Origin of the sequence: Micromonospora sp. DT178 (assembly GCF_049841695.1) — a bacterium.
Taxonomy (GTDB): domain Bacteria; phylum Actinomycetota; class Actinomycetes; order Mycobacteriales; family Micromonosporaceae; genus Micromonospora.
Window position 1 is genome coordinate 19441 of sequence record NZ_JBNCKV010000024.1, and the last position, 25851, is coordinate 45291.

Sequence of the window (25851 nt, forward strand, 5' to 3'; positions counted from 1 at the left end):
CGAGGTGGTCCACCGCCGCGTCGACGACCGGCTCGGCGAGTTCGCCCTGCGTACGCTCGACCCGGACGCCGACGCGCCGCTGCTGCACCGCTGGGTGACCCACCCGAAGGCGGCGTTCTGGCTCATGCAGGACGCCGACGTGGCCCGGGTCGCCGAGGAGTACCGGCGGATCGTCGCGCACCCGCACCACGACGCGTTCCTCGGCCTGCACGAGGGCCGGCCGGCCTTCCTCGCCGAGCGGTACGACCCCGCCCACGTCGAACTCGTCGGCCTGTACGACGCGGCGGACGGCGACGTCGGCATGCACTTCCTCTGCGCGCCCGCCGACGCCCCCGTGCACGGCTTCACGCTGGCGGTGATCACCACCGTGATGGCGTGGCTCTTCGCCGACCCGGCGACCCGGCGGGTCGTCGTGGAACCCGACGTGCGCAACACGGCGGTGCACGCGCTCAACGCGGCCGTCGGCTTCACCGTGCTCGGCCCGATCCGCAAGCCCGAGAAGGACGCGCTGCTCAGCGTCTGCACCCGTGACCAGTTCCATGCCGCAACCCGAGGAGACGTGCCCGCGTGAACCCGCTCGCATCCGTGGCCCACCTGACGCCCGCGAACTGGGCGCACGCCAACCGGCTGCTGGTCCGCAAGGCGCTGGCCGAGTTCGCCCACGAGCGGCTCCTCGCGCCCGAGCCCGTGCCCGCCGAACCGGCCGGCGAGTCCGCTTCCGCCGGGCCGGCCGCCGGGGAGCGGCGCTACCAGGTCCGCGGCGACGACGGCGAGGTCGTCTACCAGTTCACCGCGAGCCTGCTGGCCCTGGACCACTGGCGTATCGACGCCGACAGCATCACCCGCCACCGTGGCGACGCCGAGCTGCCGCTGGACGCCCTGGAGTTCTGCCTCGACCTGCGCGGGGCGCTCGGGCTGAGCGATGAGATCCTCCCCGTCTACCTGGAGGAGATCAGCTCCACGCTGGCCAGCACCGCGTACAAGCTCGACAAGCCGGCGGTCAGCGCCGCCGAGCTCGCCGACGCGGACTTCCAGGCCATCGAGACCCAGATGACCGAGGGCCACCCGGGCTTCGTCGCGAACAACGGCCGCATCGGCTTCGGCATCGACGAATACCACGGGTACGCCCCGGAGGCCGGCCGCCCGCTGCGGCTGCTCTGGGTGGCCGGGCACCGCGACCGGACCAGCTTCAGCTGCGCCGCCGACCTCGACTACGACACCCTGATCCGCGCCGAACTCGACGAGGAGACCCGCGCCGGGTTCGCCGACACCCTGACGGGGCTCGGCCTCGACCCGGCCGACTACCTGTTCATCCCGGTGCACCCGTGGCAGTGGTGGAACAGGATCTCCGTCACGTTCGCCGCCGAGGTGGCGCAGCGCCGGCTGGTGTGCCTCGGCCCCGGCCCCGACGAGTACCTCGCCCAGCAGTCCATCCGCACCTTCTTCAACGTCACCGACCCGTCCCGGCACTACGTCAAGACGGCGCTGTCCGTGCTGAACATGGGCTTCATGCGGGGGCTCTCCGCCGCGTACATGGCGGCCACCCCGGCCATCAACGACTGGCTCGCCGACCTGATCGACGGCGACGAGATCCTCAAGCGCACCGGGCTGACGATCATCCGCGAGCGGGCCGCCGTCGGGTACCGGCACCTGGAGTACGAGGCGGCCACCGACCGGTACTCCCCGTACCGGAAGATGCTGGCCGCCCTGTGGCGGGAGAGCCCGGTGCCCGCGCTGGAGCCGGGCCGGCGACTGGCCACCATGGCGTCCCTGCTGCACACCGACCGCGAGGGCCGCTCGTTCGCCGCCGCGCTCATCGCCCGCTCGGGGCTGGCGCCGCAGGCGTGGCTGCGCCGCTACCTCGACGCCTACCTCACCCCGCTGCTGCACAGCTTCTACGCCCACGACCTGGCGTTCATGCCGCACGGCGAGAACGTCATCCTCGTCCTGGACGGCGGGACGGTCGAGCGGGCGATCTTCAAGGACATCGCCGAGGAGATCGTGGTGATGGACCCGGACGCCGACCTGCCCCCGCTGGTCGAACGGATCAGGGCCGACGTGCCGGAGGACATGAAGCTGCTGTCCATCTTCACCGACGTCTTCGACGGCTTCCTGCGCTACCTCAGCGCCATCCTCGTCACCGAGGGCGTCCTGGACGAGGAGACCTTCTGGCGGACGGTCGCCGGGTGCGCCGCCGACTACGCCGACAGCGTGCCGCACCTGGCCGAGCGGCTGCGGCGCTACGACCTGTTCGCCCCGGACTTCGCGCTGTCCTGCCTGAACCGGCTCCAGCTGCGCAACAACCAGCAGATGGTCGACCTCGCCGACCCGTCGGCCGCGCTGCAACTCGTCGGCACCCTGACCAACCCGATCGCCCGCTTCGCCCCGGCGGCCCGATGACGACCACGACGCTCGCGCCCCCCGCCGGTGCGCCGGCCGGCGACGCGGACGGCCGGGTGCGGGGCCGGTGGCTGATCCTCGCCGTGCTCTGCCTCGCCCAGGTCACCGTGGTGCTCGACAACACGGTGCTCACCGTGGCGATCCCCGTGCTCACGACCGAGCTGTCCGCCAGCACCGCCGACGTGCAGTGGATGATCAACGCGTACGCGCTGGTCCAGTGCGGACTGCTGCTCACCGCGGGCAGCGCCGCCGACCGGTACGGCCGCCGTCGGATGCTGCTCGCCGGCCTCGTGCTGTTCGGGCTCGGGTCGCTGGCCGCCGGGCTCGCCCAGTCCAGCGGGCAGCTGATCGCGGCCCGCGCCGGCATGGGGATCGGCGGCGCGCTGCTGGTCACCGCCACCCTCGCGGTGGCGATGCAGGTCTTCGACGACGCCGAGCGGTCCCGGGCCATCGGCCTCTGGGCGGCGGCGAGCGCGCTCGGGTTCGCCGCCGGGCCGCCCTTCGGCGGGCTCGTCCTCGCCCACCTGCCGTGGGGGGCGATCTTCCTGGTCAACGTCCCGATCGTGCTGGTCTGCCTGGTCGCGGCCCGGGCGCTGGTGCCCGAGTCGCGCCAGCCGGCCGGCGGCCGGCTCGACCTGGGCGGGGTGCTGCTCTCCACGGCCGGCCTGACCGGGGTCGTCTACGCGATCATCGCCGGGCCGGAGCACGGCTGGGGGGCCACCCCGGTGCTCGGCGCGGCGGTCGCCGGGGTGCTCCTGCTCGCCGCCTTCGTGGCCTGGGAACGCCGGGTCGCCGACCCCATGCTGGACATGCACTTCTTCCGCAACCCCCGCTTCGTGGGCGCGGTCTCCGGCGTCGTCCTGATCACCTTCGGCGCCACCGGCGCGCTGTTCCTGCTCACCCAGCACCTGCAGTTCGTACGCGGCTACCCGGCCTGGGAGGCGGGGCTGCGGATGATGCCGTTCGCGCTCTCCATCGTGCTGCTCAACGTGGGCGGGATCGCCGCGCTGGTGATCCGCCGGATCGGGCTGGCGTACTCGATCGCCCTCGGCATGACGCTGCTCGCCGCCGGTCTCGCCCTGATCACCCACGCCCCGTCGGACGGCTACGGGGTGCTGCTGTCGGGCCTGCTGGTGATGGGTGCCGGCTGCGCCGTGGCCAACCCGGCCATCGTCGAGGCCGTGATGAGCGCGATCCCGCCGGAGAAGGCCGGGGCCGGGGCGGGCGTGGACGGCACCATGACGGAGGTCGGCAGCAGCCTCGGCATCGCCGTGCTGGGCGCCATCCTCAACGCCCGGTTCGCCGCGCTCCTGCCCGCCGCCGTGGCGGGCGCCGGATCGTTCCCCGCCGCGCTGGCCGCCGCGCGGACCGAGCCGGAGCGCGCGCTCGTCTCCGACGCGTTCCGCTCCGCCCTGGAGACCGGCCAGACGGTCGGCGCCGTGGCCGTCTTCGCGGGCGGCTGCGTCGCCGCCGCGCTGCTGCGCCGGGCCGAGCGGGCGGGCTGAGGCACGTCCGCCGCCACGAACCGGTCCGTCCGGCCCTCCCCGGTGGTGGTCGGCGGGGACGACGCCACCGAGCCGGCACTGTGGCCGGTGGGGGTCCGGGTGCCCGCCGGGCTGCGGCTGCCACCCCCGGCGCGCGACGCCTGACCGCCGCCGGGGCTCGGGACTCCGTACGAACGGGACCCGCCCGACCGCCTCAGCTCCGGCGGAGCGTCCGCAGCGCGCCGGCCCAGGCGACCACCTCGTCGAGCATGGTGCCCAGGGCCTGTTCGTGGTGCGCCGCCGGCCGGAAGTCGCGGAAGTTGACGAAGTCCGTCGTCAGCGAGAGCGCGACCTGGGACCGGACGTCGGCCACGCCGAGCTGCCCGAGCACCAGCCGCAGGTGCTCCGCCGCCCGGGTGCCGCCGTGCACGCCGTAGCTGACCAGGCCGGCGGAGGCGTGCTGCCACTCCTTGAACAGGAAGTCGACGGCGTCCTTCAGCGCGCCCGGGATCGAGTGGTTGTACTCCGGAGTGACGAAGACGAACCCGTCGAACCCGGCGACGGTCGACGCCCAGCGGCGTACGGCGGGGCGCCTCGACGGCGCCATCGACGGCGGCAGCACCTCGTCGAAGTGCGGCAGGTCGTAGTCGGCGATGTCGACCAGCTCGACCGTGGCGTCGCCCCGCTTGGCGGCGACCTCGGTCACCCAGCGGGCGACGGCGTCGGCCTTGCGCCCGGGCCGCGTGCTGCCGACGATGACACCGATCCTGACCATGCTGATCTCCTTCTACGGGGTGGGGATGGAACGCGCGGGGGCCGGCGTGCCGGTCAGGCCACGGGCCAGCTCCACCGCGCCGTGCAGGGACGACAGCGCACCCAGGGCGGCGGCCCGCACCGGTGGCGCCGGCCGTCCGGGCCGGCCGGCGGACCGGGCCCGCTCGGCGACGAGCGGCACCAGGGCGGGCAGGCCGGCGGCGAACCCGCCGCCCACGATCGCCAGCGCCGGGTCCAGCAGCTCGCCGAGGCTGACCACCGCCGCCGCCAGCGCCCGGCAACTCGCGTCGACCGCCTCCACCGCCCACGGTCGGCGCTCGTCGAGCCCCGCCCGCAGGTCGTCGAAGCTCACCTCGCCGCCGCGGCCGGCGCCCGCCCGGCGCAGGGTGGCCGGGCCGGACGCGATCGACTGGAGGCAGCCGCGCCGGCCGCAGTCGCAGCGCTCGCCGTCGAGGGCGACGACCATGTGACCGATCTCGGCGGAGGCGCGGCCGGGCACCGACCGCCCCGCCAGCACCACGCCGCCGCCGATCCCGGTGCCGACGCCCAGGTAGACCACGTCGTCGCGGCCGGCGTGCCGGGCCTCGGCCAGTGCGGCGAGGTCACCGTCGTCGGCGACGGCCGTCGCCGCGTCGGGGAAGAGGCGGCGCAGCGCGCCGGCGAGGTCCAGCCCCGCCCAACCGGGCCGCCCGGGCCAGGTGGTGACGGTGCCCGCCGGGTCCGTGGTCGCCGGCATCGCCACCCCGACCGCACCCACCGGCCCCCACGCCTCGCGCAGCCGCTCCACCTCGGCCGCCAGCGCGGCCAGGTCCGCGGCCGGTTCGGCGCCGCGCGGCCAGCGGAAGGTCCGGTCGTACGCCGGCCGGCCGGGCGCCTCCGCGCGCAGCGCCACCTTGGTGCCGCCGACGTCGACGCCCAGCACACCGGGAGTCCGCTGTAGACCGGTCACGCCCGGACCTCAGCCCTCGAGCACGTGCAGGACCACGAGCGCGACGGCCGCCACCGCGAAGATCACCGGCGTCAGGGTCATCGCGGCCGGGTCCTTCGCGCGGGCGTGGTAGACGACCGCGCCCACCATCTGCAGGGCCAGACCGATCGCCGCCGCGATGCCCAGCGGCGGCCAGAGCAGACCGAGCAGCAGCCCGGCGACCGCGGCGAGTTCCAGCACCCCGAGCAGGCGCGTCAGGCCGGGCGAGACGCCGAGGTGGTCCATCCGCTCGCGCATCTGCGCCTGCCCGGTGAGCTTCGGCACGGCGGTGCCCAGGAACACCGCGGCGAGGATGAGGGTCAGGACGAGGATGGGAATGTGCACGTGATGTCCTTCGGGAAGAGTCGGAACGTGCGGACGACCGTACCGCTGGCGCATCGACGCCGATGGGGGCGGACGGTGAGGCGCCGGGTCGTCACCGGACGGTCGCGACGAGGGCGCGGGCGGCCAGACGGTAGCCCAGCGACCCGAGCCCGACGATGACGCCGCTGGCCAGCGGGGCGATCACCGAGTCGTGCCGGAAGCTCTCCCTGGCCCAGACGTTGGACAGGTGCACCTCGACGAAGGGCCGGGGATAGTTGGCCAGCGCGTCGCGCAGGCTCCAGCCCGCGATCATCAGGGCACCCGGGTTGACGATGGCGCCCACGGTGTCGTAGTTGGCCTGGATGGCGCGGATCAGGGCGCCCTCGCAGTCGTGCTGCTCGGCGACCACCCGCCAGCCCCGCCCCGCGATCTCCTCGCCGACCGCGCGTTCGATGTCGTCCAGGGTGTCGGTGCCGTAGATCTCCGGCTCCCGTCGGCCGAGGATGCCCAGGTTCGGGCCGTTCAGCAGCAGCACGTCCGACACGCTTCACCTCGCGGGGCGCGGCCCTGTCCCGACAAGGCCCGATGACTGGTCCACCGCAGTCTTACAACGCCCGCGGCGCCGGGCGAACCGGCGATGGCCGTGGCGCGGCGGACTAAGGGGTGGCTAGGGGCTGTTAGGGGCGGTGACCGCGCGTCCGCTTCGGTTACCGTCCTCCCTGCCGAAGCGACGCCGCCGGCTCCAACGGATGCGTCACCTACCTCGAACCGGCCATCGGCGCCCCGGTGCGCCCGGACCGCGTACCGGCGGTCCCCGGTCGTCCCGCCCGATGGTCCGGCGAAGCCCCTGGTCTGCCCGAGTTGGGAAGTGGGAAGTCATGAGTGGTCAGCCCTCGACGGTGTCCGAGTTCCCGGAGTGGCCGCAGTTCGGCGACGAGGAGCGCGCCGGACTGATCCGCGCCCTCGAACAGGGACAGTGGTGGCGGATGGGCGGCAGCGAGGTCGACTCCTTCGAGAGGGAGTTCGGCGACTACCACGGCACGCCCCACGCGCTCGCCGTCACCAACGGCACCCACGCCCTCGAGGTCGCCCTGGAGGTGCTCGGCGTCGGGCCGGGCACCGAGGTGATCGTCCCGGCCTTCACGTTCATCTCGTCCTCGCTGGCCGCGCAGCGCCTCGGCGCGGTCGCCGTGCCGGTCGACGTCGACCTCGACACCTACTGCGTCGACCCGGCCGCCGTCGAGGCCGCGATCACCCCCCGCACCAAGGTCGTCATGCCGGTGCACATGGCCGGCCAGTTCGCCGACATGGACGCGCTGGACAAGCTCGCCGCCGACGCGGGGGTGGCGGTGCTCCAGGACGCGGCGCACGCCCACGGCGCGCAGTGGCAGGGCAAGCGGGCCGGGGCGCTCGGCTCGGTGGCCGCGTTCAGCTTCCAGAACGGCAAGCTGATGACCGCCGGCGAGGGCGGGGCGGTGGTCTTCCCCGACGAGGAGCTGCGCGAGCGGGCGTTCCTCGTGCACAGCTGCGGCCGGCCCCGCACCGACCGGGACTACCTGCACGGCACCACCGGCTCGAACTACCGGATGGGCGAGTTCACCGCCGCCGTGCTGCGCGCCCAGCTGTCCCGCCTGGACGAGCAGATCGCGGTACGCGAGCAGCGCTGGCCGCTGCTGTCGAGCCTGCTCGCCGAGATCCCCGGCGTGGTTCCGCAGACCACCGACCCGCGTACCGACCGCAACCCGCACTACATGGCGATGTTCCGCGTTCCCGGCATCACCATCGAGCGCCGCCGCGCCGTGGTGGACGCGCTCATCGCCCGGGGCGTCCCGGCGTTCGTGGCGTTCCGGGCGATCTACCGGTGCGAGGGCTTCTGGAAGGCCGGCGCCCCCGACGAGTCGGTCGAGGCGATCGCCGCCCGCTGCCCCAACGTCGAGCAGATCCACTCCGACTGCATCTGGCTGCACCACCGCACGCTGCTCGGCACCGAGCAGCAGATGCACGACATCGCCGCCGTGCTCGCCGCCGTGCTCGCCGGATGACGGCCCTGCCCCCGGCCGCCGCGCCCGACCGACCGGTGCGGGTCGCGGTGGCCGGCCTCGGGTGGGCCGGGCGGGAGATCTGGCTGCCCCGGCTCGCCGCGCACCCGGGCTTCGAGGTGACCGCCGTGGTCGACCCGCAGCCCGCCGTCCGCGACCAGGCCCGCGCCACCCACCACGTCCCGTCCGCGTACGCCGACGTCGACGACCTGCCGGCCGGGGCGGTCGACCTGGTGGTGGTCGCCGTACCGAACCACCTGCACGCCAACGTCGCCGTCCGGCTGCTGCGCCGGGGCGTACCGGTGTTCCTGGAGAAGCCGGTCTGCCTGACCTCCGCCGAGGCGACGCTGCTGGCCGACGCGGAACGCGACGGCGGCGCGGTGCTGCTGGCCGGCAGCGCCGCCCGCTACCGGGCCGACATCCGGGCCCTGACCGGGGTGGCCGGCGAGCTGGGCCCGATCCGGCACGTCGACGTGGCCTGGGTCCGCGCCCGGGGGGTGCCCGACGCGGGCGGCTGGTTCACCCGGCGCGACCTCTCGGGCGGGGGAGCGCTGGTCGACCTCGGCTGGCACCTGCTCGACACGGTGCTGCCGATGCTCGGCCCGACCCGGGTCACCCACGCCATCGGCAGCGTCTCCGACGACTTCGTCAACGACAGCGCCGCCCACGCCGCCTGGCGCAGCGACGCCGGCGCCGGTGGCCGCGCCCCCGGGGACGTCGAGGACACCGCCCGGGGCTTCCTGCTCACCGCCGAGGGGGCCTCGGTCGCCCTGCACGCCTGCTGGGCCTCGCACGAGTCGCTGGACCGCACCACCGTCACCGTGCACGGCGCCGCCGGGTCGGCGACGCTGCGCTGCACGTTCGGCTTCAGCCCCAACCGGGAGCCGGCGCCGGTGCTGACCCGCACCCGGGACGGCGAGAGCGTCCGGCTGTCGCTGCCCGAGGAGCCGATCGGCGCCGAGTACGACCGCCAGCTCGACGCCCTCCCGGGGTTGCTCGCCGACCCGACCGGCCGGGGCGCGGCCGTCGCCGAGGCCCACCGGACCATCGACATCATCGAGCGGATCTACCAGTCCGCCCGGCCCACCGCGCCGGAGCGGCAGCACGCGTTGGCGGGCCACCACGACCGGTGAGAACCACCGTCGGCCCCACTCGCTTCCGGGAGCAGCCATGAGCCATCCGTCCTCCACCGTCGAGGTGACCCCGCCGTCGCCGGGCCGCGGCCCGATCCGCGCGGTCGTGTTCGACCTCGACGGCGTCATCGTCGACAGCTCGGCCGTCATGCGTGAGGCGTTCAGCATCGCGTACGCCGAGGTGGTGGGCGACGGGCCGGCGCCGTTCGAGGAGTACAACCGGCACATGGGCCGGTACTTCCCGGACATCATGCGCCTGATGGGGCTGCCGCTGGAGATGGAGGAGCCGTTCGTCCGGGAGAGCTACCGGATGGCCCACCTGGTGCCGCTCTTCCCCGGCGTGCGGGAGACCCTGGAGACGCTGCACTCCCGGGGGATCCGGATGGCGATCGCCACCGGCAAGGCCGGCCCCCGGGCCCGTTCGCTGCTCGACCAGCTCGGCGTGCTGGGCCTCTTCGGCCAGGTGATCGGCTCCGACGAGGTGGCCCGCCCGAAGCCCGCCCCGGACATCGTGCTCCAGGCGCTCGGCCACCTCGACGTGCCGCCGCACCAGGCGATGATGGTCGGCGACGCGGTCATCGACCTGCTCAGCGGCCGGGACGCCGGAGCGACCGCCGTCGCCACCACCTGGCACGGCGGGGACGTGGCCGCGCTGCTCGCCGCCGGCCCGGACCTGGTCCTCCACGCCCCGACGGACCTGCTCGCGCACTGCCCGGCAGCCCTCGTCCACTGAGACCCGCTCGCCCGCTCCTCGTCGTGACGGGCGTGACGGGCGTGACCTGAACTGCCGTGCGCCGAGGCCGGCCCGCCCCGGGCCGCGGGCTGGGACACCGTCTGGAGTCCCAGCCCGCCCGGGGTGTCCGGTGTGGCCGGTCGGGTCGGGTCAGCCGTTCCGGCTGACCGGCGCCGTACCCACCACGTAGTTGGTGCCGACCTCGACGCTGTTGGGGATCTCGCGGCTGGTCTGCGTGTCGCAGTTGACGATGTTCCAGTGCAGGTGCGGGCCGGTCACGTTGCCGGTCGCCCCGGAGGTTCCGATCCGCTGTCCCTGCGCCACGCGGTCACCGTTGTTGATGATCGTGGCACTCAGGTGGGCGTACTGGGAGCACCGGTTGTTGCCGTGGTCGACGAGCGCCATGATCCCGCCGCCGCCCGCCCAGCCCTCGAAGCGGATGGTGCCCGCGGCGGACGCGAGGATCGGCACGCCCACCGGCATGCCGAAGTCGATGGCGTGCCGGTTGTAGACGTCGTTGTGGGAGAAGCTGCTGCCCGCCGCCTGGGTGATCGGGTAGGCACGTCCAGCGGGGAACGGCAGCTTGAACTGGGCGGAGCTGCCACAGAGCGGGACGACCGGGCCGTTCGAGCCGGTCTCCAGGAATCCGTCGGTGAGCCACCCACCGCCCGAGAGCTTGTTCCAGATGTTGGTGACGCCGGCGAAACCCTGGACGGAATCCCCTCGAACGTGGCAGGTGATGGTGACGGTGTTGCCGTTGGGGACACTGCCGATCACCGCACCGCTCAACGACGGGGCATTGCGGATGTTCAGCGGGAGTCCACTGGGTACGTACACCCTGACCTGGGCGGCGGCTTGTGCCGGCACAGCCGACAGGGCCACGGTCAGACAGGAGACCAGGACAGCGATCAGGGTCTGCGTTACGCGGCGCAGGGAAATCACCTCCGACTGGCCCGCCGGGGGCGGGCAATAGATCATCATCGACAGCGTGATGCTAGCCCCGGCGCAGCCGTGGCGATACACGCCGATAGGGGTCCCCTGGCGCGCTCTCAGTGCGCTCCGTCGACGGCCTCGGGTCCGGCTTCCAGGAAGCGCAGCATGGCGGTGGCCAGCATCTCGGCGACGGGGGGCGGGACCAGGTCGGTGCGGATGGTGACGCGCAGGAGGGCGCCCGTGGCACCGGGAAGCACCTCGGCGACGCAGGAACCCGACCACTCCCGGGCGTACGGGTCGACGACCTCCTCGGTCCGACAGCCGGGCAGCTCCAGCGGAGGGACGAGGTTGTCCTGGTAGGCGAAGGAGGGCAGGCTGTTCGCCACCTCGCGGGACATGCCGAGGACCGGGTCGGTGGTCATCTCCACGAAGGAGACGTCCTGGGCGGCCATCAGCCCGTCCGCGGTGCGCTGGACCGCCCGGATCAGGTTCTTCTCCGGGCCGTCGAACCGGACCCGGAGGCAGTTGGAGGTGATCCTGCTCGTGAAGGTGGAGTCGAGGATCCGGCTGCCGCGCTGGGCGACGATCATCAGCAGGGCGATGTCGTCCTGCTGGTGGATGGTGCGCAGCGCGGAGGCGTACGCGGCGGCGAAGTAGGTGGAGCGGCTGAACCGGTGTTCCCGGGCGGCCCGGTCCCAGCGGTCCAGCACCTCGGCAGGGACGGCGACGACGTGCCCGGTCCTGGGGCCCCAGGTCGGGGTCTGCTCCAGGAGCGACTGGGGCCGGCCCTCGCCCTGGCGGGCGAGTCCCCGCAACTGCCCGCGCCAGTAGTCCCGCTGCGCGTCGAGGTCGGTGGCGGCCCGCAGGCGGGTGTGCTCCTCGTGGAACTGACGCAGCGTGGGTGCGGGGCGGTCCCACGCGGGCGCCCGGCCGGCCAGGCGGGCGGCGTAGGCGCGGCCGAGGTCGCGGACGAGCAGCCCGTGTGACCACCCGTCAAAGGCGATGTGGTGGATGCCGACGCCGAAGAGGATCCGTCCGGTCGACCTCTCGCGGATGAGCGCGGCCCGCCAGTTGCGGCCCTGGGTGTAGTCCAGCGGCTGCTGTACCGCCTCGGCGAGCTGGTCGAGCGCCTCCTGTTCGCTCGTGGCGTCGGTGAGCAGCCGGAGTGGGGGCTTGCCCGGGTTCGGTGGGACGACGGCCACGGGCGGGTCCACCCGCCGGTAGCGGGCGTACAACGCCTCGTGCCGGCGGTGCACGTCGCCGAGCGCGGCCATCAGCACGCGGAGGTCCAGTTCGCCCTCGATCCACCAGGTGGCCGGGCAGACCAGGTCGAAGGGGAGCCAGACGAACTTGCCGACCGACAGGGTCAGCGGGACGGGCCCGGTCGGGCCGGGGCGGCCGGTGCCGGGCGGTTCCGGTTCGGCCGTGGGGCGGCGGGGCGCGGTGGTGAGCCAGTGCGCCAGGCCGTGGGGTGTGGGCGTGCGGTGGATCTGCGAGACGGGTACGACGACGTCGGCGGCCTCGTCGACGGCGGCGGCGACGGCGGCGGACTGCAGGGAGGTGCCGCCGAGGGCGAAGAAGCTGTCCCGCGTGCCGACCCTGTCGATACCGAGGACGGTCGCGAACACCCCGGCCACGAGACGTTCCTCGTCGGTGGTGGCTTCGACGTAGTCCACGCCGAGGTCCGGGCGCTGCGAGCCCGGTTCCGGTAGCGCCCGTCTGTCGATCTTTCCGGTGCCGCCGACGGGGAACCGGTCGAGGACCATGATCACGGCGGGGACCATGTACGGGGGCAGCACGCCCGCGGCGTGCTCCCGCAGCCCGGTCACGGCCGGGTTCCGGCCGTCGCTGCCGGTCACGTAGCCGACCAGCCGGGCGACGCCCCGGTCCTCGCGGCGGACGACCACGGCCGTGCCGACGTCCGGGTGCTGTTCGAGGACGGCCTCGATCTCGCCGAGTTCGATGCGGATGCCGTTGACCTTGACCTGGTGGTCCATCCGGGCGAGGATCTCCAGCGCCCCGGAGGCGTTCCACCGGCCCAGGTCGCCGGTGCGGTAGGCGATCCCGCCGCCGTACGGGTCGGTGACGAACCGTTGCGCGGTCAGGTCGGGTCGGTTGAGGTAGCTGTCGGCGACCCCGGCGCCGGTGATGAGGATCTCGCCGGGGACACCCATGGGGACGAGGTCGAGCGCGCCGTCGACGACGCGGATCTGGCGGTTGGGCATGGGCCGGCCGATCGGCACGTACGCGCCGCCCCAGCCCTCCGACGCGTCGAACCACGTGCACGCCACGGCGGCTTCGGCGGGCCCGTACGCGTTGATCAGGCGGGCGCCGGCGGCCGTCCACCGGCGGGCCATGCGCGGCGGGACGGGTTCCCCGGCGAGGGTCACGCAAGACATGCTCGGGCAGTCGGCCGGGTCGACGGCGGCGAGGTTCGTGGGCGGGCAGAACGCGTGGGTGGTCTTCTCCTTCGCGATCAGCTCCGTCAACCGGCGGGCGTCGAGCAGGTCGTCACGGGTGCAGACCACGACGCGGGCGCCGGAGGTCAGCGCGGTGTAGATCTCGCCCAGGGCGACGTCGAAGACCGGGGCGCAGCAGTGCAGCATCCGGCTGTCCGGGCCGACCGCGCACTCGTCGCGCATCCAGGTGACGAAGGTCGTCAGGTTGTCGTGGGTCAGCACGACGCCCTTCGGCGCCCCGGTCGATCCCGACGTGTAGATCACGAACGCCGGCCGGGAGGCGTCCACCACCGGCAGCTCGATCGCCTCGGCCGCCTCCACGGCGGGCCAGTCGTCGTCCAGGGCGACCACCCGTACGCCGTCCGGCCGGGGGATGCGTGGGGCGACCTCGCCGACGGTGAGCACGACCCGTGCGCCGTGGTCGGCCAGGAGCATCCGCATCCGCTCCGTCGGCCAGGACACGTCCATCGGCGTGTACGCCGCCCCGGCTCGCAGCACCGCCAGGGTGGCGACGAGGGTCCGCATGCTGCGGTCCAGCGCCAGTGACACCACGTCCCCGACGCCGACACCGGCCGAGCGCAGGTAGCGGGCCAGCAGCTCCGACCGGCGTGCCAGCTCCGCGTACGTGACGACCTCGCCGTCGGCGACGCCCGCGACCGCGTCCGGCGTCCGGCGTGCCCACCGCAACACCAGTTCGTGCAGCGGCTCGTCCGGCACCGGGCGGACCGGGCCCCGGCCCCACGCGAGCAGCCGCTCCCGCTCGGCCGTGCCCAACAACGGCAGCCCGGACAACGGGGCCCCGGGTTCCCGCACACCGGCCGACACCAGCGTGGCCGTCTGGTCCAGCAGGCCGCGCACCCAGTCCACGGAGAAGCCCTCCGCCGCGTGGTCCACCCGCAGCCCGGACCCGTCCGAGGCCACGCTCACCACCAGGTCGACGTCCACCGTCTCGGGGCCCACGGCGGCCACCGGGCCGTCGACCAGGGCCACCGCCACCGGACCCACCACGCCCGCACCCGCCACCGGCGTGGTCCACGCCGCAGCCACCCGGCTCACCAGCTCATTGAACGCCGGATCGTCCGCCACCCCGACCCGCAGCACCGATCCACCCGAGGACAGGCCGAGCGCCACCTCCCCCTGACCGGTGTAGCGGGCCAGCACCCCGACGAGGCCCGCCAGCACCACCAGGCCGGCCGGCCCCGGGCCGGCCGGGCCGGGCAGCTCCAGCGTCCGCAGTTGCGACGCCGCCCGGGCCGGCCACACCAGCGGCCGCCGCAGGTCACCCATTAGGTCGAGGACCTCGTGGTCGGCACCGGGCCCGGCGACACCCGTGGTCGGGGCCCGACCACCGACGAACCCGACGGACATGGGTCAACCTCCGATCAGGACCGCGCCACCCGCAAGGGGGTACGGCCGGGTTACGAAATCCGGGAACCGGTGGGCGCGCCCACGGCGTGAAAAGTGCGGGGTGAGGGTTCAGCCGGTGGTGGCGGCCGGGGCGGGCCCCGTCTCGAGGAAGCGCAGCATGTGCGCGCCCAGCTCCTCGGCGAGGGTGAACGGGATCAGGTCGGTGCGGATGGTGATGCGCAGCAGGGCGTCGGTGTCCCGGGGGATCGCCTCGACGGTCAGCCCGCTCATCACCTCCCGCGCGTACGGCTCGACGACCTCCTCGGTCCGGCAGCCGGGCAGTTCCAGCGGAAGGACCACGTTGTCCTGGTAGGCGAAGCCGGGGATGCTGGCGACCACCTCGCCGGGCAGGCCGACGGCCGGGTCGGCGGCGGTCTCCGAGAAGGGGATGTCCTGGGCGGCCATCAGCTCGTCGACGGTCTGCTGCACGTGCCGGAGCAGGTCCGTCTCCGGCCGGAACCGGACCCGGACGCAGTTGGAGTTGATCCGGGTGGTGAAGGCGGAGTCGAGGATGCGGCTGCCGCGCCTGGCCACGATCATCAGCAGGCCGATGTCGTCCTGCTGGTGGATGGCGCGCAGCGCGGAGGCGTACGCGGCGACGAAGTAGCTGGAGCGGCTGAACCGGCGTTCCCGGGCGGCCCGGTCCCAGCGCCGCATGACCTCGCCGGGAACGGTGACGATGTGTCCGGCCTTGGGGCCCCACGCCAGCGCCTGCTCCAGGGGCGCCTGAGGTGCGCCCCGGCCCTGGCGGGGCAGGCCGCGCAGTTGTTCGCGCCAGTAGGTCCGCTGCGCGTCGAGGTCGGCGGCGTCGCGCAGGCGGGTGTACTCCTCGTACGACTGGCGCAGCGTCGGCGCGGGCCGGGCCCACACGGGGGCCGCGCCGGACAACCGGGCGGCGTAGGCGTGGCTGAGGTCGCGCACCAGCAGCGCGTGGGACCAGCCGTCGAAGGCGATGTGGTGGATGCCCACGCCGAACAGGACCCGCCCGGTCGACTTCTCCCGGATGAGGGCGGCCCGCCAGTTGCGGCCCTGGGTGTAGTCGAGCGGCTGCTGCACGGCCTCGGCGAGCTGGTCCAGGGCTTCCTGCTCGCTGCTGGCGTCGGTGAGCAGTCGCAGCTGCGGCATTCCCGGGTTCGGCGGGACGAGTGCGACCGGCGGTTCGACGCGGCGGTAGCGGGCGTGCAGGGCCTCGTGCCGGCGGTGCACGTCGCCGAGCGCCGCCATCAGCGCCCGCAGGTCCAGCTCGCCCTCGATCCACCAGGTGGTCGGGCAGACCAGTTCGAAGGGGAGCCAGACGCACTTGGCGACCGACAGGGTCAGCGGGACGGGCTTCGACGGGCCGGGACGACCGGTGGCGGGCGCCTCCGGTTCGGCCTTGGGGCGCCGGGGCGCGGTGGTCAGCCACTGGGCCAGCCCCTGCGGTGTGGGGGTGCGGTGGATCTGCGAGACGGGCACGACGACGTCCGCCGCCTCGTCGATGCCCGCCGCCACCGCCGCCGACTGCAGGGACGTGCCGCCGAGGTGGAAGAAGCCGTCGCGCGCGCCGACCCGGTCAAGCCCGAGCACCGTCGCGAACACCCCCGCGACGAGGCGTTCGGAGTCGGTCGCCGGCTCGGTGTACGGCACGTCGAGGTCGGGGCGTTGCGCGTCGGGTGCGGGTAGCGCCCGCCTGTCGATCTTGCCGGTGCCGCCGACGGGGAACCGGTCGAGGACCATGATCACGGCGGGGACCATGTAGGGCGGGAGCACGGCGGCGGCGTGCTCCCGTAGCTCGGCCGTGACGGGGAGGCGACCCTCGCGCCCGGTGACGTAGCCGACCAGCCGGGCGGTGCCGTGGTCCTCGCGGCGGGTGACGACGGCGGTGCCGACGTCGGGGTGCTGTTCGAGGACGGCCTCGATCTCGCCGAGTTCGATGCGGATGCCGTTGACCTTCACCTGGTGGTCCATCCGGCCGAGGATCTCGAGTGCTCCGGTGGCGTTCCACCGGCCGAGGTCGCCGGTGCGGTAGGCGACGCCGCCGCCGTACGGGTCGGTGACGAACCGTTGGGCGGTCAGTTCGGGACGGTTGAGGTAGTGGTGGGCGACTCCGGCGCCGGTGATGAGGATCTCGCCGGGCACGCCCATGGGGACGAGGCCGAGGTTGGCGTCGACGACGCGGATCTGGCGGTTCGGCATGGGCCAGCCGATCGGCACGTACGCGCCGCCCCAGCCCTCCGACGCGTCGAACCACGTGCACGCCACGGATGCCTCGGCGGGCCCGTACGCGTTGATCAGGCGGGCGCCGGCGGCCATCCACCGCTGCGCCATGCGGGGCGGGATCGGCTCCCCGGCGAGGGTCACGCACGACATGCTCGGGCAGTCGGCCGGGTCGACGGCGGCGAGGTTCGTGGGTGGGCAGAACGCGTGGGTCGCCTGCTCCTTCGCGATCAGGTCGGTGAGGCGGCGGGCGTCGAGGAGATCGTCGCGGGAGCTGACGACGACGCGGGCGCCGGAGGTCAGCGCGGTGTAGATCTCGCCCAGGGCCACGTCGAAGACCGGGGCGCAGCAGTGCAGCATCCGGCTGTCCGGGCCGACCGCGCATTCCTCGCGCATCCAGGTGACGAAGTTCGTCAGGTTGTCGTGGGTCAGCACGACGCCCTTCGGCGTGCCTGTGGAGCCGGACGTGTAGATGACGAACGCCGGCGCGGACGCCTCGACGACCGGCAGGTCGACGGGTTCGGCCGCCTCCACGGCGGGCCACTCGTCGTCGAGGGCGACGACCCGTACGCCGTCCGGTCGGGGGACGCGTGGGGCGACCTCGCCGACGGTGAGTACGACCGGTGCGCCGTGGTCGGCCAGCAGCACGCGCATCCGCTCCGTCGGCCAGGACACGTCCATCGGCGTGTACGCCGCGCCCGCCCGCATCACGCCCAGGGTGGCGATCAACGTCCACAGGCTGCGGTCCAACGCCAGCGACACCACGTCACCGGCCCGCACACCCAGCGACCGCAGGTACCTGGCCAGCGCCGCCGAGCGGCGTTCCAGCTCCGCGTACGTCAGCACCTCACCGCCGGCGACGCCCGCCACCGCCTCCGGCGTGCGCCGCGCCCACTCCAGCACCAACTCGTGGATCGGCTGACCCGGCACCTCACGCACCGGGCCCCGGCCCCACGCCAGCAGCCGCTCCCGCTCCGCGTCCCCCACCAGCGGCAACCCCGACAGGCCAACCCCCGGCTCCGCCGACCCCGCCGACGCCAGCAGCACCACCTGGTCCACCAGGCCCCGCACCCACTGCGCCGAGAAACCGTCCGCCGCGTAGTCCACCCGTACCGCCGACCCGTCGCCCGCGACGGCCACCACCACATCCACGTCCACGACGTCCGGTCCCACCTCGGCCACCGGGGCGTCCACCAGCCCCACCACCACCGGACCCACCGCGCCCGCGTCCGGCGCGACCGGCCCGGCCAACGCCGCACCCACCCGCGACACCAACTCCCCGAAACCGGGGTCGTCCGCGACGTCGACCCGCAACACGCCGCCCGACGAGAGCCCCACCACCACCTCGGCCTGGGCGGTGTACCGGGCCAGCACCCCCAGGACACCGGCCAGCAGCACCGCGCCGGGGGACCCCGCGCCCGCCGGGTCGGGCAGGCCCACCGTCCGGAACTCGGAGGCCGCCCGGGCCGGCCACACCGTCGGCCGGCGCAGGTCCCCCACGAGGTCGAGGACCTCGAAGTCGGTGCCGGTCCCGGCGACACCCGCGGCCGGGACCCGACCACCAACGAACCCGACAGACATGAGCCAACCTCCGATCAGGCCCGGCGTCGCCCGCGGGGGCACGCCGGGAGGGGTAGAACCACGAACTCCGGGGACGCGGCCCGCGCGCCCACGGCCATGACAAGCAGTCCGGTGTGTACGGGGTGAACGGTCAACCGGCGGTGGGGGAGCCCGCCGGCCCGGCTTCCAGGAAGCGCAGCATGTGCCCGTTCAGCTCCTCGGCGAAGCTGTACGGCAGGTAGTCGGTGCGGATGGTGACGCGCAGGAGGGCGTGGTCGGCGCGGGGCAGCACCTCGACCGTGAGGCCGTTGGGCACCTCCCGGGCGTACGGGTCGACGACCTCCTCGGCCCGGCAGCCCGGCAGCTCCAGCGGAAGCACCACGTTGTCCTGGAACACGAAGGTCGGCAGGCTGGCGACCACCTCACCGGAGAGCCCGGCGGCGGGGTCGTCGGCGGTCTCCGCGAAGGGCACGTCCTGGGCCCGCATGAGGTCGCTGATCGTCTCGTTGACCCGCAGGACGAGTTTGTCGTCCTCCGGCCCGTCGAAGCGCACCCGGACACAGTTGAGGTTCAGCCGGGTGGTGAAGGCGGAGTCGAGAACGCGACTGCCCCGCTTGGCCACGACCATCAGCAGGCCGATGTCGTCCTGCTGGTGGACGGCGCGCAGCGCGGAGGCGAACGCCGCGACGAAGTAGCTGGAGCGGCTGAACCGTTGTTCCCGGGCGGCCCGGTCCCAGCGCCGCATGACCTCCGGGGTGACGGTGACGGTGTGCCCGGCCTTCGGACCCCAGGCGAGCGCCTGCTCCAGCGGTGCCGTGGCCTCGCCCCGGCCCTGGCGGGGCAGCCCGCGCAACTGCTCGCGCCAGTAGGCACGCTGCGCGTCGAGGTCGGCGGCGTCGCGCAGGCGGGCGTACTCCTCGTACGACTGGCGCAGCGTCGGCGCCGGCCGCGCCCACACCGGGGCGGCGCCCGACAGCCGCGCCGCGTAGGCGTGGCTGAGGTCCCGCACCAGCAGCGCGTACGACCAGCCGTCGAAGGCGATGTGGTGGATGCCCACGCCGAACAGGACCCGCCCGGTGGACTTCTCCCGGATCAGGGCGGCCCGCCAGACGCGGCCCTGCGTGTAGTCGAGCGGCTGCTGCACCGCCTCCGCCAGTTGGTCCAGGGCCTCCTGCTCGCTGCTGGCGTCGGTGAGCAGCCGCAGCTGCGGCATTCCCGGGTTCGGCGGGACGAGCGCCACCGGAGGAGCCGTCCGCCGGTAGCGGGCGTGCAGCGCCTCGTGCCGGCGGTGCACGTCGCCCAGCGCCGCCATCAGCGCCCGCAGGTCCAGCTCACCCTCGATCCACCAGGTGACCGGGACGACGACCTCCAGCGGCGACATCAGGCACTTCGCCACCTGCTGCGCGAGCGGAACCGGGCCGGGGCGCTGACGGGCCTGCGCGGCGGTCGAGCCGGCGTCCGTACGGCGGGGCGCGGTGGTCAGCCAGTGGGCCAGCCCCTGCGGTGTGGGGGTGCGGTGGATCTGCGAGACGGGCACGACGACGTCCGCGACCTCGTCGATGCGCGTCGCGACCGCCGCGGACTGCAGGGAGGTGCCACCCAGGTCGAAGAAGCTGTCGCGCGTGCCGACCCGGTCGATGCCGAGGACGGTTGCGAACACCGCGGCGACGAGGCGCTCCTCGTTCGTCGCCGGCTCGACGAACTCCACCCCGAGGTCGGGACGTTGGGTGTCGGGTGCGGGTAGGGCGTTCCGGTCGATCTTGCCGGTGCCGCCGACGGGGAAGCGGTCGAGGACCATGATCACGGCGGGGACCATGTAGCTGGGCAGCACGGTGGCGGCGTGGTCCCGTAGTTCGGCGGTGACGGGCGTGCGGCCGTTGCGTCCGGTGACGTAGGCGATGAGGCGGGCGGTGCCGTGGTCTTCGCGGCGGGTGACGACGGCGGCGCCGACGTCGGGGTGTTGGGCGAGGGTGGTTTCGATTTCGCCGAGTTCGATGCGGATGCCGTTGACTTTGACCTGGTGGTCCATCCGGCCGAGGATCTCGAGTGCGCCGGTGGTGTTCCATCGGCCGAGGTCGCCGGTGCGGTAGGCGAGGCCGCCGCCGTGGGGGTCGGTGACGAAGCGTTGGGCGGTGAGTTCGGGACGGTTGAGGTAGCCGTCGGCGACTCCGAAGCCGGTGATGAGGATTTCGCCGGGTACGCCGGCGGGCATGAGGTTGAGGTTGGTGTCGACGACGCGGATCTGCCGGTTGGGCATGGGCCAGCCGATCGGCACGTACGCGCCGCCCCAGCCCGCCGACGCGTCGAACCACGAGCACGCCACGGCGATCTCCGCCGGCCCGTACGCGTTCACCACCCGCGTACCGGCCGCCAGCCACCGCTGGGCCAACTGCGGCGGGACGGCCTCGCCGCCGAAGATGATGCAGCGCAGGCCCGGGCAGGCGGCCGGATCGAGCGGGGCGACGTTGGTGGCCGGTCCGAACGTGTGCGTGACGTCGTGCCGGTTGATGAGCTCGGTGAGCCGGCGCGCGTCAAGCAGGTCGTCGCGGGAGCAGACGACGACGCGGCCACCACCGGTGAGCGTCGCGAAGATCTCCCCGAAGGCGGCGTCGAAGACCGGTGCCGCCGAATGCAGCATCCGGCTGTCGGGCCCGATGGCGCACTCGTCGGTCATCCACGCCAGGAAGTTCGTCAGCCTCTCGTGCGTCAGCACGACACCCTTCGGCGTACCCGTCGAACCCGACGTGTAGATCACGAACGCCGGCGCGGACGCCGGCACCACCGGCAGCTCCACCGGCTCACCCGCCTGCACCACCGGCCAGTCGTCGTCCAACGCCACCACCGACACCCCGTCGCCACCGGGAACCCGGGGCGCCACCGCACCGACGGTCAGCACCACCCGCGCGCCGTGGTCGGCCAGCAACACGCGCATCCGCTCCACCGGCCACGACACGTCCATCGGCGTGTACGCGGCACCCGCCCGCAACACCGCGGTCGTCGCCACCAACGACCACAACCCGCGCTCCAACGCCAGCGACACCACATCACCGGCCCGCACACCCAGCGACCGCAGATACGCCGCCAGCACGGCCGACCGGCGATCCAGCTCCCCGTACGTCAACACCTCGCCGCCGGCGACACCCGCCACCGCATCCGGCGTGCGCCGCGCCCACCGCAGCACCAACTCGTGGATCGGCTCATCCGGCACCTCACGCACCGGGCCCCGGCCCCACGCCAACAACCGCTCCCGCTCCGCGTCCCGCAGCAGCGGCAACGCCGACAATCCCACCTCCGGCCCCGCCAACCCGGCGGAGACCAGCACCACGACCTGATCCACCAGGCCCCGCACCCACTGCGCCGAGAAACCCTCCGCCGCGTAGTCCACCCGCAGCGCCGACCCGTCCGACGCCACGCCGACCACGAGGTCGACGTCCACCACGGCCGGCCCCGCGTCCGCCACCGGGGCGTCCACCAGGCCCAGCACCACCGGGCCCACCGGCTCCCGGCCCACGGCCACCGGCGCCGCCAGCGCCGAGCGCACCCGCGTCACCAGCTCGGGGAAACCCGGATCACCCGCCACGTCCACCCGCAGCACCGATCCGCCGCCGGACGACAGGCCCACCACCACCTGCTCCTGGGCCGTCCAGCGCGCCAGCACCGCCACGAGCCCCGCCACCACGACGTCGCCGGCCGGCCCGACGCCCGGCGACCAGGAGGGCAGCACCCGGTGCACCGAGGCGGCCCGGGCCGGCCACACGGTCGGCCGGCGCAGGTCCCCCACCAGGTCCAGCGCACCGGCGTCGACCGCGCCGTCCACGGCCCGCGCACCATCGAACCCGACAGACATCAGCTCAACCTCCGATCGAATGGGGGGGTGACCGGAAGGCGGGGCCTCGGTGCCGCACCAGCGGGCGCACTCCGGTCGGCGCGGCAGGGGCGGTTCGCGGGCGCCGCGGCTGATTCGTGTGGCCGGGCGCGGACGGCGGTGCGACACCGACGGGGTCACCGTCCGGATTCCGGGTCGCCGGCACGTCGTCGATCGAAAGGAGCAGGTCGGTGCCCGATCCGATCACCGGCGCCTCCCGTCCATCCGGGGCGCCGCGCACCCACATTCGTTCCCCGTCCGGTGCAACGAAAAAGGGAACGACGAACCGATGGGGCCCGACCCTACGAAGCGCGGTGCAGCGGCGTACACCCCTAGAGATCCGCACGTCGACCCCTAGCGTGACGGCCGGAGATTCCGGCCGGGGACCGCCGAGGATACGTCCGCGGTAATGACCGGCCGCCGGGCCGCGTCCGGTGCCGTCGCCACCGGATCGGCAATTTGTGCTGGTCAGTGTGGTGTTTACCGGCGACGCTCGATCGGAATTTCGGCCGGATGCCGCAGCTTTTCGGCGGAAGCATACGCCGCTATATCTTTTCTATAGTGGATGGTTGGTGCCCTCCGAGAGGGTCGATGCACGAATGTCCGGTTTCGACGGAGAGCGATCCCCGGGTCTTCTTCGAAAACGGCTATTCGGTCAGCCCGGGTCCAGGGTTCGGATCGGAGAATTGGCGATCCCGGCGGCGAAAAGGGCCGCCCTCAGTCGGCTGACCGGCCCATCCCGGGGAAATGAGGATTGACTATGCTTTCCCGATCATGACCCAGTCGGTGACTGGCAATTCAGCCACCGCCTGTTGGTGTGCACCTTGCCGAACGCAGCGCTGACCACAAGCCAGCCCGCTACCTGGCCGGTCCAGCCAGGGACCGTCCGGTCGGTGCACGCGGTACGCCCGACTCTCGTGGCCGAGCGGCCTCATCAGGACCGGGAGCGCACGCATCCGTCCACGTTCTCCGCTGTTCGTGGTCGTTGCGCACCCGGGCTCCGTGCCACCCCGAGGCCCTTTGTGGGCCGGCATGTCAGGAGATCCAATGGATGGACCTATCCAGGTACAGGTGTTCGCTCACGACGGGGTGCTCCTGGCCCGGCCACCCGATCCGGTGACGACCGCCGGCAGCCGCTATCTCGCCGGTGCGGGCGCCGCCCTGTACAACGGGCTGGACATGATCACCGGTCTCCACCTGACCCTTCCGCACCAGGCGTCGGCCATTTGCAGCACCGGCTCCAGCGCGGACAAGTCGTTGCGTCTGCTCAGCCGGTGCGGTCTCAAGACGCCGAGCGATCTGCGCGAGTTCCGCTCCGGCGCGCAGGCGGTGCAGTTCGCCCGGGACGCCGCCGAGCGGGGCGAGACGCTGGAGTTCCAGTTCCCCCCGCACGATCCGCAGCTGCGGGCCGCGCGCGCCCGGGTGTCCCCGGACCTGCTGGCCCGCCTCAACAACAAGACCACCCTGGAAACACTGATCGCGCCGGAATACCTGCCCCGTCGCCAGGTCGCCACCCCCGCCGAGGTGCGCCGCATCGTGCAGCAGGACCGGCGGCCGGCGGTGGTCAAACCGGCCGGCGTCGAGGTGTTCAGCGGAATCGCGATCTTCACCAGGCGGTTGCAGGACCGGCGGCACCGGGCGCTGTTCAACCAGCTGGAACAGGTCAGCGATCGGTGGATCGTCGAGGAGGAGGTGCCCTTCCGGACGATCTGGGGAGTCCAGTTCGGCGTGACGGAGAGCGGAGCGGTGCACTACCTCGGTGCGTCCGTACACCTGCCGCAGCCCACCTCGACGTGGGTCGGTTGTGTGCTGGACGACGACCAGCCGCCGGCGGAGCTGATCGAAGCGCTGACCGTAGGGGTCCGAAAGGCCAGTGCTCTCGGGTACCGGGGGTACTGCTCCTTCGACGCGGGGATCGGTCGGGACGGCGAGCTGCGGGTCATCGACCCGAACTTCCGGGTCAGCGGGGCCACCACGTCGGTGCTGCACCGCAGCTCGCTGCTGGGGCAGCACCCGTGCGCCATGACCACGTTCTTCTCGCTGCGCCCCGGCGTCGACGCCGAGCCGATCCTCGCGCCGTTCATCGACCGGGGGCAGTTCGTCGCGTTCATGCACCACGACCCGGCGGAGACGGACAACGGCCCGCTGCCGGCGACCATCGTCGGCATGGTCGGCGCCTCTGACCGGTACGCCTGCGGGGTGCTGGTCGCGCAGATCCAGCGGGCGCTGGGCGGTTGACGCGTCGTCCCCCGGGCCGTGGTGGCGGTCCGGGGGAGGCCCGCCGTCGGCCACAGCGGCGTCCGTCCCGTGCCGGGCGGAAACTCCGTGCGCGGTCGCCGGCCGCGTCCATGATGACGGATCATGAGCGTACGCGTCGACGATCCGGTCCGCCTCGGTGAGAGCCGGCTCCCCGACGGGCGGTTGCTCGGCTGGGCCTGGTGGGGGCCGCCGGACGGTGTCCCGGTGCTGCTGTGCCCGGGGGCGGCCACGAGCCGGTGGCTCGGCTTCGGCGCGGACGTCGTCGACGCGCTCGGGGTGCGTCTCGTCTCCGTGGACCGTCCCGGGCTCGGCAGCTCGACGCCCGCGCCCGGCCGGACGTACGCCGACTTCGCCGCGGACGTCCGCGACCTCGTCGGGCTGCGGAGGCTGGCGTGCCCCGCGGTGGTCGGCAACTCGCAGGGCGCGCCGTTCGCACTCGCGTGCGCCGAGGCGGGCGTCGCCACGGCGCTGGCCATCGTGTCCGGCGCGGACGAGGTCGCCTAACGTCGGGCCCTGCACGAGGGATACGCCCAGGGCCCGGCCGGCTACGCCCGGGACACCGTCCTGGCCATGGGGCGATGGTCCTTCGACCTCGCGGAGATCACGGTTCCGGTCGACGTCTGGTACGGCGAGCAGGACACCAGCCACTCACCCGACAACGGAGCGACGCTGGCCGCCCGGATCCCGGTGCCGTCCGGCACCTCGTTTCCGGGATCGGTGGCGCGGTGCTGTGGACCCGTGCCGAGCCGATCCTCCGCTGTCTGCTCGGACGAGCATCCACCTGAGCCGGGCTGCCGGCGGTGTCGGTGCCGGCCGCTACCGGGATGCGGGCCAGTGCTCCGGCCTTCAGGCCGGGGGTGAAGGCCCGCGCTGGGAGGGCCGCTAGGCCCGAGCAGTGTCTGATCCGGGACGGTTCTGTTGCTCGATGTACTGCTTCACGACGCTCAGTGGCGCCCCGCCGACGGAGCCCGCGAAGTACGAGCCTGACCAAAGCTTGTTGGCCCGGTAGTAGTGCTGCACAAGGTCGGGGAACTCCTGCCGAAGTCGGCGTGAGGATACTCCCTTCAGGGAGTTGACCAGCCGGGCCACCGCGACCTTGGGCGGGAAGTTGACCAGGAGATGCACGTGGTTGTTCTCGCCGTTGAACTCGACCAGCTCGGCTTCGAAGCTCTGGCACACGTCCCGCATGATGGTCTCCATGCGGGTCAGGTGCCGGTCGGTGAACACCTCGTGCCGGAACTTCGTCACGAAGACCAAGTGGACGTGCATCGCGAAAACGCAGTGCCTGCCAGTGCGGATGCCTGCAAGTTTAGCCATA

16 protein-coding genes and 1 pseudogene are annotated in these 25851 nt (G+C 73.4%); 8 read left to right on the forward strand and 9 right to left on the reverse strand.

Going from position 1 to position 25851, the window contains the following annotated elements:
* The first annotated feature begins 4 nt into the window (after positions 1-4).
* From ACLQ22_RS29700 to ACLQ22_RS29710, 3 genes are read left to right on the forward strand one after another with little or no spacing between them, the layout of a single operon-like run.
* Positions 5-571 (forward strand): GNAT family N-acetyltransferase, encoded by a 567-nt coding sequence (locus ACLQ22_RS29700; protein ID WP_425695239.1) that lies wholly within the window; start codon positions 5-7, stop codon positions 569-571.
* The gene (locus tag ACLQ22_RS29705; protein ID WP_425695218.1) at positions 568-2400 is read left to right on the forward strand and encodes an IucA/IucC family protein; all 1833 of its coding nucleotides are present in this window, start codon (positions 568-570) and stop codon (positions 2398-2400) included. The genes ACLQ22_RS29700 and ACLQ22_RS29705 overlap by 4 nt, the downstream gene beginning before the upstream one ends.
* Positions 2397-3905, forward strand: a complete 1509-nt coding sequence (locus ACLQ22_RS29710; RefSeq protein ID WP_425695219.1) for an MFS transporter — start codon at positions 2397-2399, stop codon at positions 3903-3905. Before ACLQ22_RS29705 ends, ACLQ22_RS29710 begins: the two co-directional genes overlap by 4 nt.
* A gap of 193 nt (positions 3906-4098) precedes the next feature.
* Here the strand turns inward: ACLQ22_RS29710 and ACLQ22_RS29715 are convergent, their stop codons facing one another.
* The 4 genes from ACLQ22_RS29715 to ACLQ22_RS29730 form a co-directional block, all read right to left on the reverse strand.
* On the reverse strand, positions 4099-4659 hold the full coding sequence (locus ACLQ22_RS29715; protein ID WP_416611628.1) for an NADPH-dependent FMN reductase: 561 nt from the start codon (positions 4657-4659) through the stop codon (positions 4099-4101).
* A gap of 12 nt (positions 4660-4671) precedes the next feature.
* Positions 4672-5607 carry an ROK family protein gene (locus ACLQ22_RS29720; RefSeq protein ID WP_425695220.1) on the reverse strand — a complete coding sequence of 312 codons (936 nt, stop codon included), beginning with the start codon at positions 5605-5607 and terminating at the stop codon, positions 4672-4674.
* 9 nt (positions 5608-5616) lie between these two features.
* Positions 5617-5970: a DoxX family protein gene (locus ACLQ22_RS29725; RefSeq protein WP_416611632.1), complete on the reverse strand. Its 354-nt coding sequence runs from the start codon at positions 5968-5970 to the stop codon at positions 5617-5619.
* A 91-nt stretch (positions 5971-6061) separates the two neighbouring features.
* Complete coding sequence (locus tag ACLQ22_RS29730) at positions 6062-6493, reverse strand: type II 3-dehydroquinate dehydratase (protein ID WP_425695221.1); 432 nt, start codon at positions 6491-6493, stop codon at positions 6062-6064.
* Between the two features lie 334 nt (positions 6494-6827).
* On the opposite strand from ACLQ22_RS29730, the gene ACLQ22_RS29735 reads away from it, so the two are divergent.
* Genes ACLQ22_RS29735 through ACLQ22_RS29745 form a run of 3 tightly spaced genes read left to right on the forward strand, consistent with a single transcriptional unit; the run spans position 6828 to position 9854 of the window.
* Complete coding sequence (locus ACLQ22_RS29735) at positions 6828-7991, forward strand: DegT/DnrJ/EryC1/StrS family aminotransferase (RefSeq protein ID WP_425695222.1); 1164 nt, start codon at positions 6828-6830, stop codon at positions 7989-7991.
* Entirely contained in the window at positions 7988-9121 is a 1134-nt protein-coding gene (locus ACLQ22_RS29740; RefSeq protein ID WP_425695223.1) for a Gfo/Idh/MocA family protein, read from the forward strand. Before ACLQ22_RS29735 ends, ACLQ22_RS29740 begins: the two co-directional genes overlap by 4 nt.
* Before the next feature lie 37 nt (positions 9122-9158).
* Entirely contained in the window at positions 9159-9854 is a 696-nt protein-coding gene (locus tag ACLQ22_RS29745) for an HAD-IA family hydrolase (protein WP_425695224.1), read from the forward strand.
* A 150-nt stretch (positions 9855-10004) separates the two neighbouring features.
* Here ACLQ22_RS29745 and ACLQ22_RS29750 read toward each other — a convergent pair whose 3' ends face one another.
* The 4 genes from ACLQ22_RS29750 to ACLQ22_RS29765 form a co-directional block, all read right to left on the reverse strand.
* Positions 10005-10877, reverse strand: coding sequence for a peptidoglycan DD-metalloendopeptidase family protein (locus ACLQ22_RS29750; RefSeq protein ID WP_425695225.1), 873 nt, complete (start codon positions 10875-10877; stop codon positions 10005-10007).
* Between the two features lie 26 nt (positions 10878-10903).
* The gene (locus tag ACLQ22_RS29755; protein WP_425695226.1) at positions 10904-14614 is read right to left on the reverse strand and encodes a non-ribosomal peptide synthetase; all 3711 of its coding nucleotides are present in this window, start codon (positions 14612-14614) and stop codon (positions 10904-10906) included.
* 108 nt (positions 14615-14722) lie between these two features.
* The gene (locus ACLQ22_RS29760) at positions 14723-18430 is read right to left on the reverse strand and encodes a non-ribosomal peptide synthetase (RefSeq protein WP_425695227.1); all 3708 of its coding nucleotides are present in this window, start codon (positions 18428-18430) and stop codon (positions 14723-14725) included.
* A 130-nt stretch (positions 18431-18560) separates the two neighbouring features.
* Complete coding sequence (locus ACLQ22_RS29765) at positions 18561-22256, reverse strand: non-ribosomal peptide synthetase (protein ID WP_425695228.1); 3696 nt, start codon at positions 22254-22256, stop codon at positions 18561-18563.
* A gap of 1089 nt (positions 22257-23345) precedes the next feature.
* Between ACLQ22_RS29765 and ACLQ22_RS29770 the strand changes: the two genes are divergently transcribed.
* Together ACLQ22_RS29770 and ACLQ22_RS29775 are read left to right on the forward strand one after the other, a co-directional pair.
* Positions 23346-24512, forward strand: a complete 1167-nt coding sequence (locus ACLQ22_RS29770; RefSeq protein WP_425695229.1) for an ATP-grasp domain-containing protein — start codon at positions 23346-23348, stop codon at positions 24510-24512.
* A 225-nt stretch (positions 24513-24737) separates the two neighbouring features.
* Positions 24738-25318, forward strand: a pseudogene (locus ACLQ22_RS29775) (alpha/beta fold hydrolase).
* A 97-nt stretch (positions 25319-25415) separates the two neighbouring features.
* Here the strand turns inward: ACLQ22_RS29775 and tnpA are convergent.
* Positions 25416-25850 (reverse strand): IS200/IS605 family transposase, encoded by a 435-nt coding sequence (gene tnpA, locus ACLQ22_RS29780; protein ID WP_425695230.1) that lies wholly within the window; start codon positions 25848-25850, stop codon positions 25416-25418.
* Position 25851: the final 1 nt, after the last annotated feature.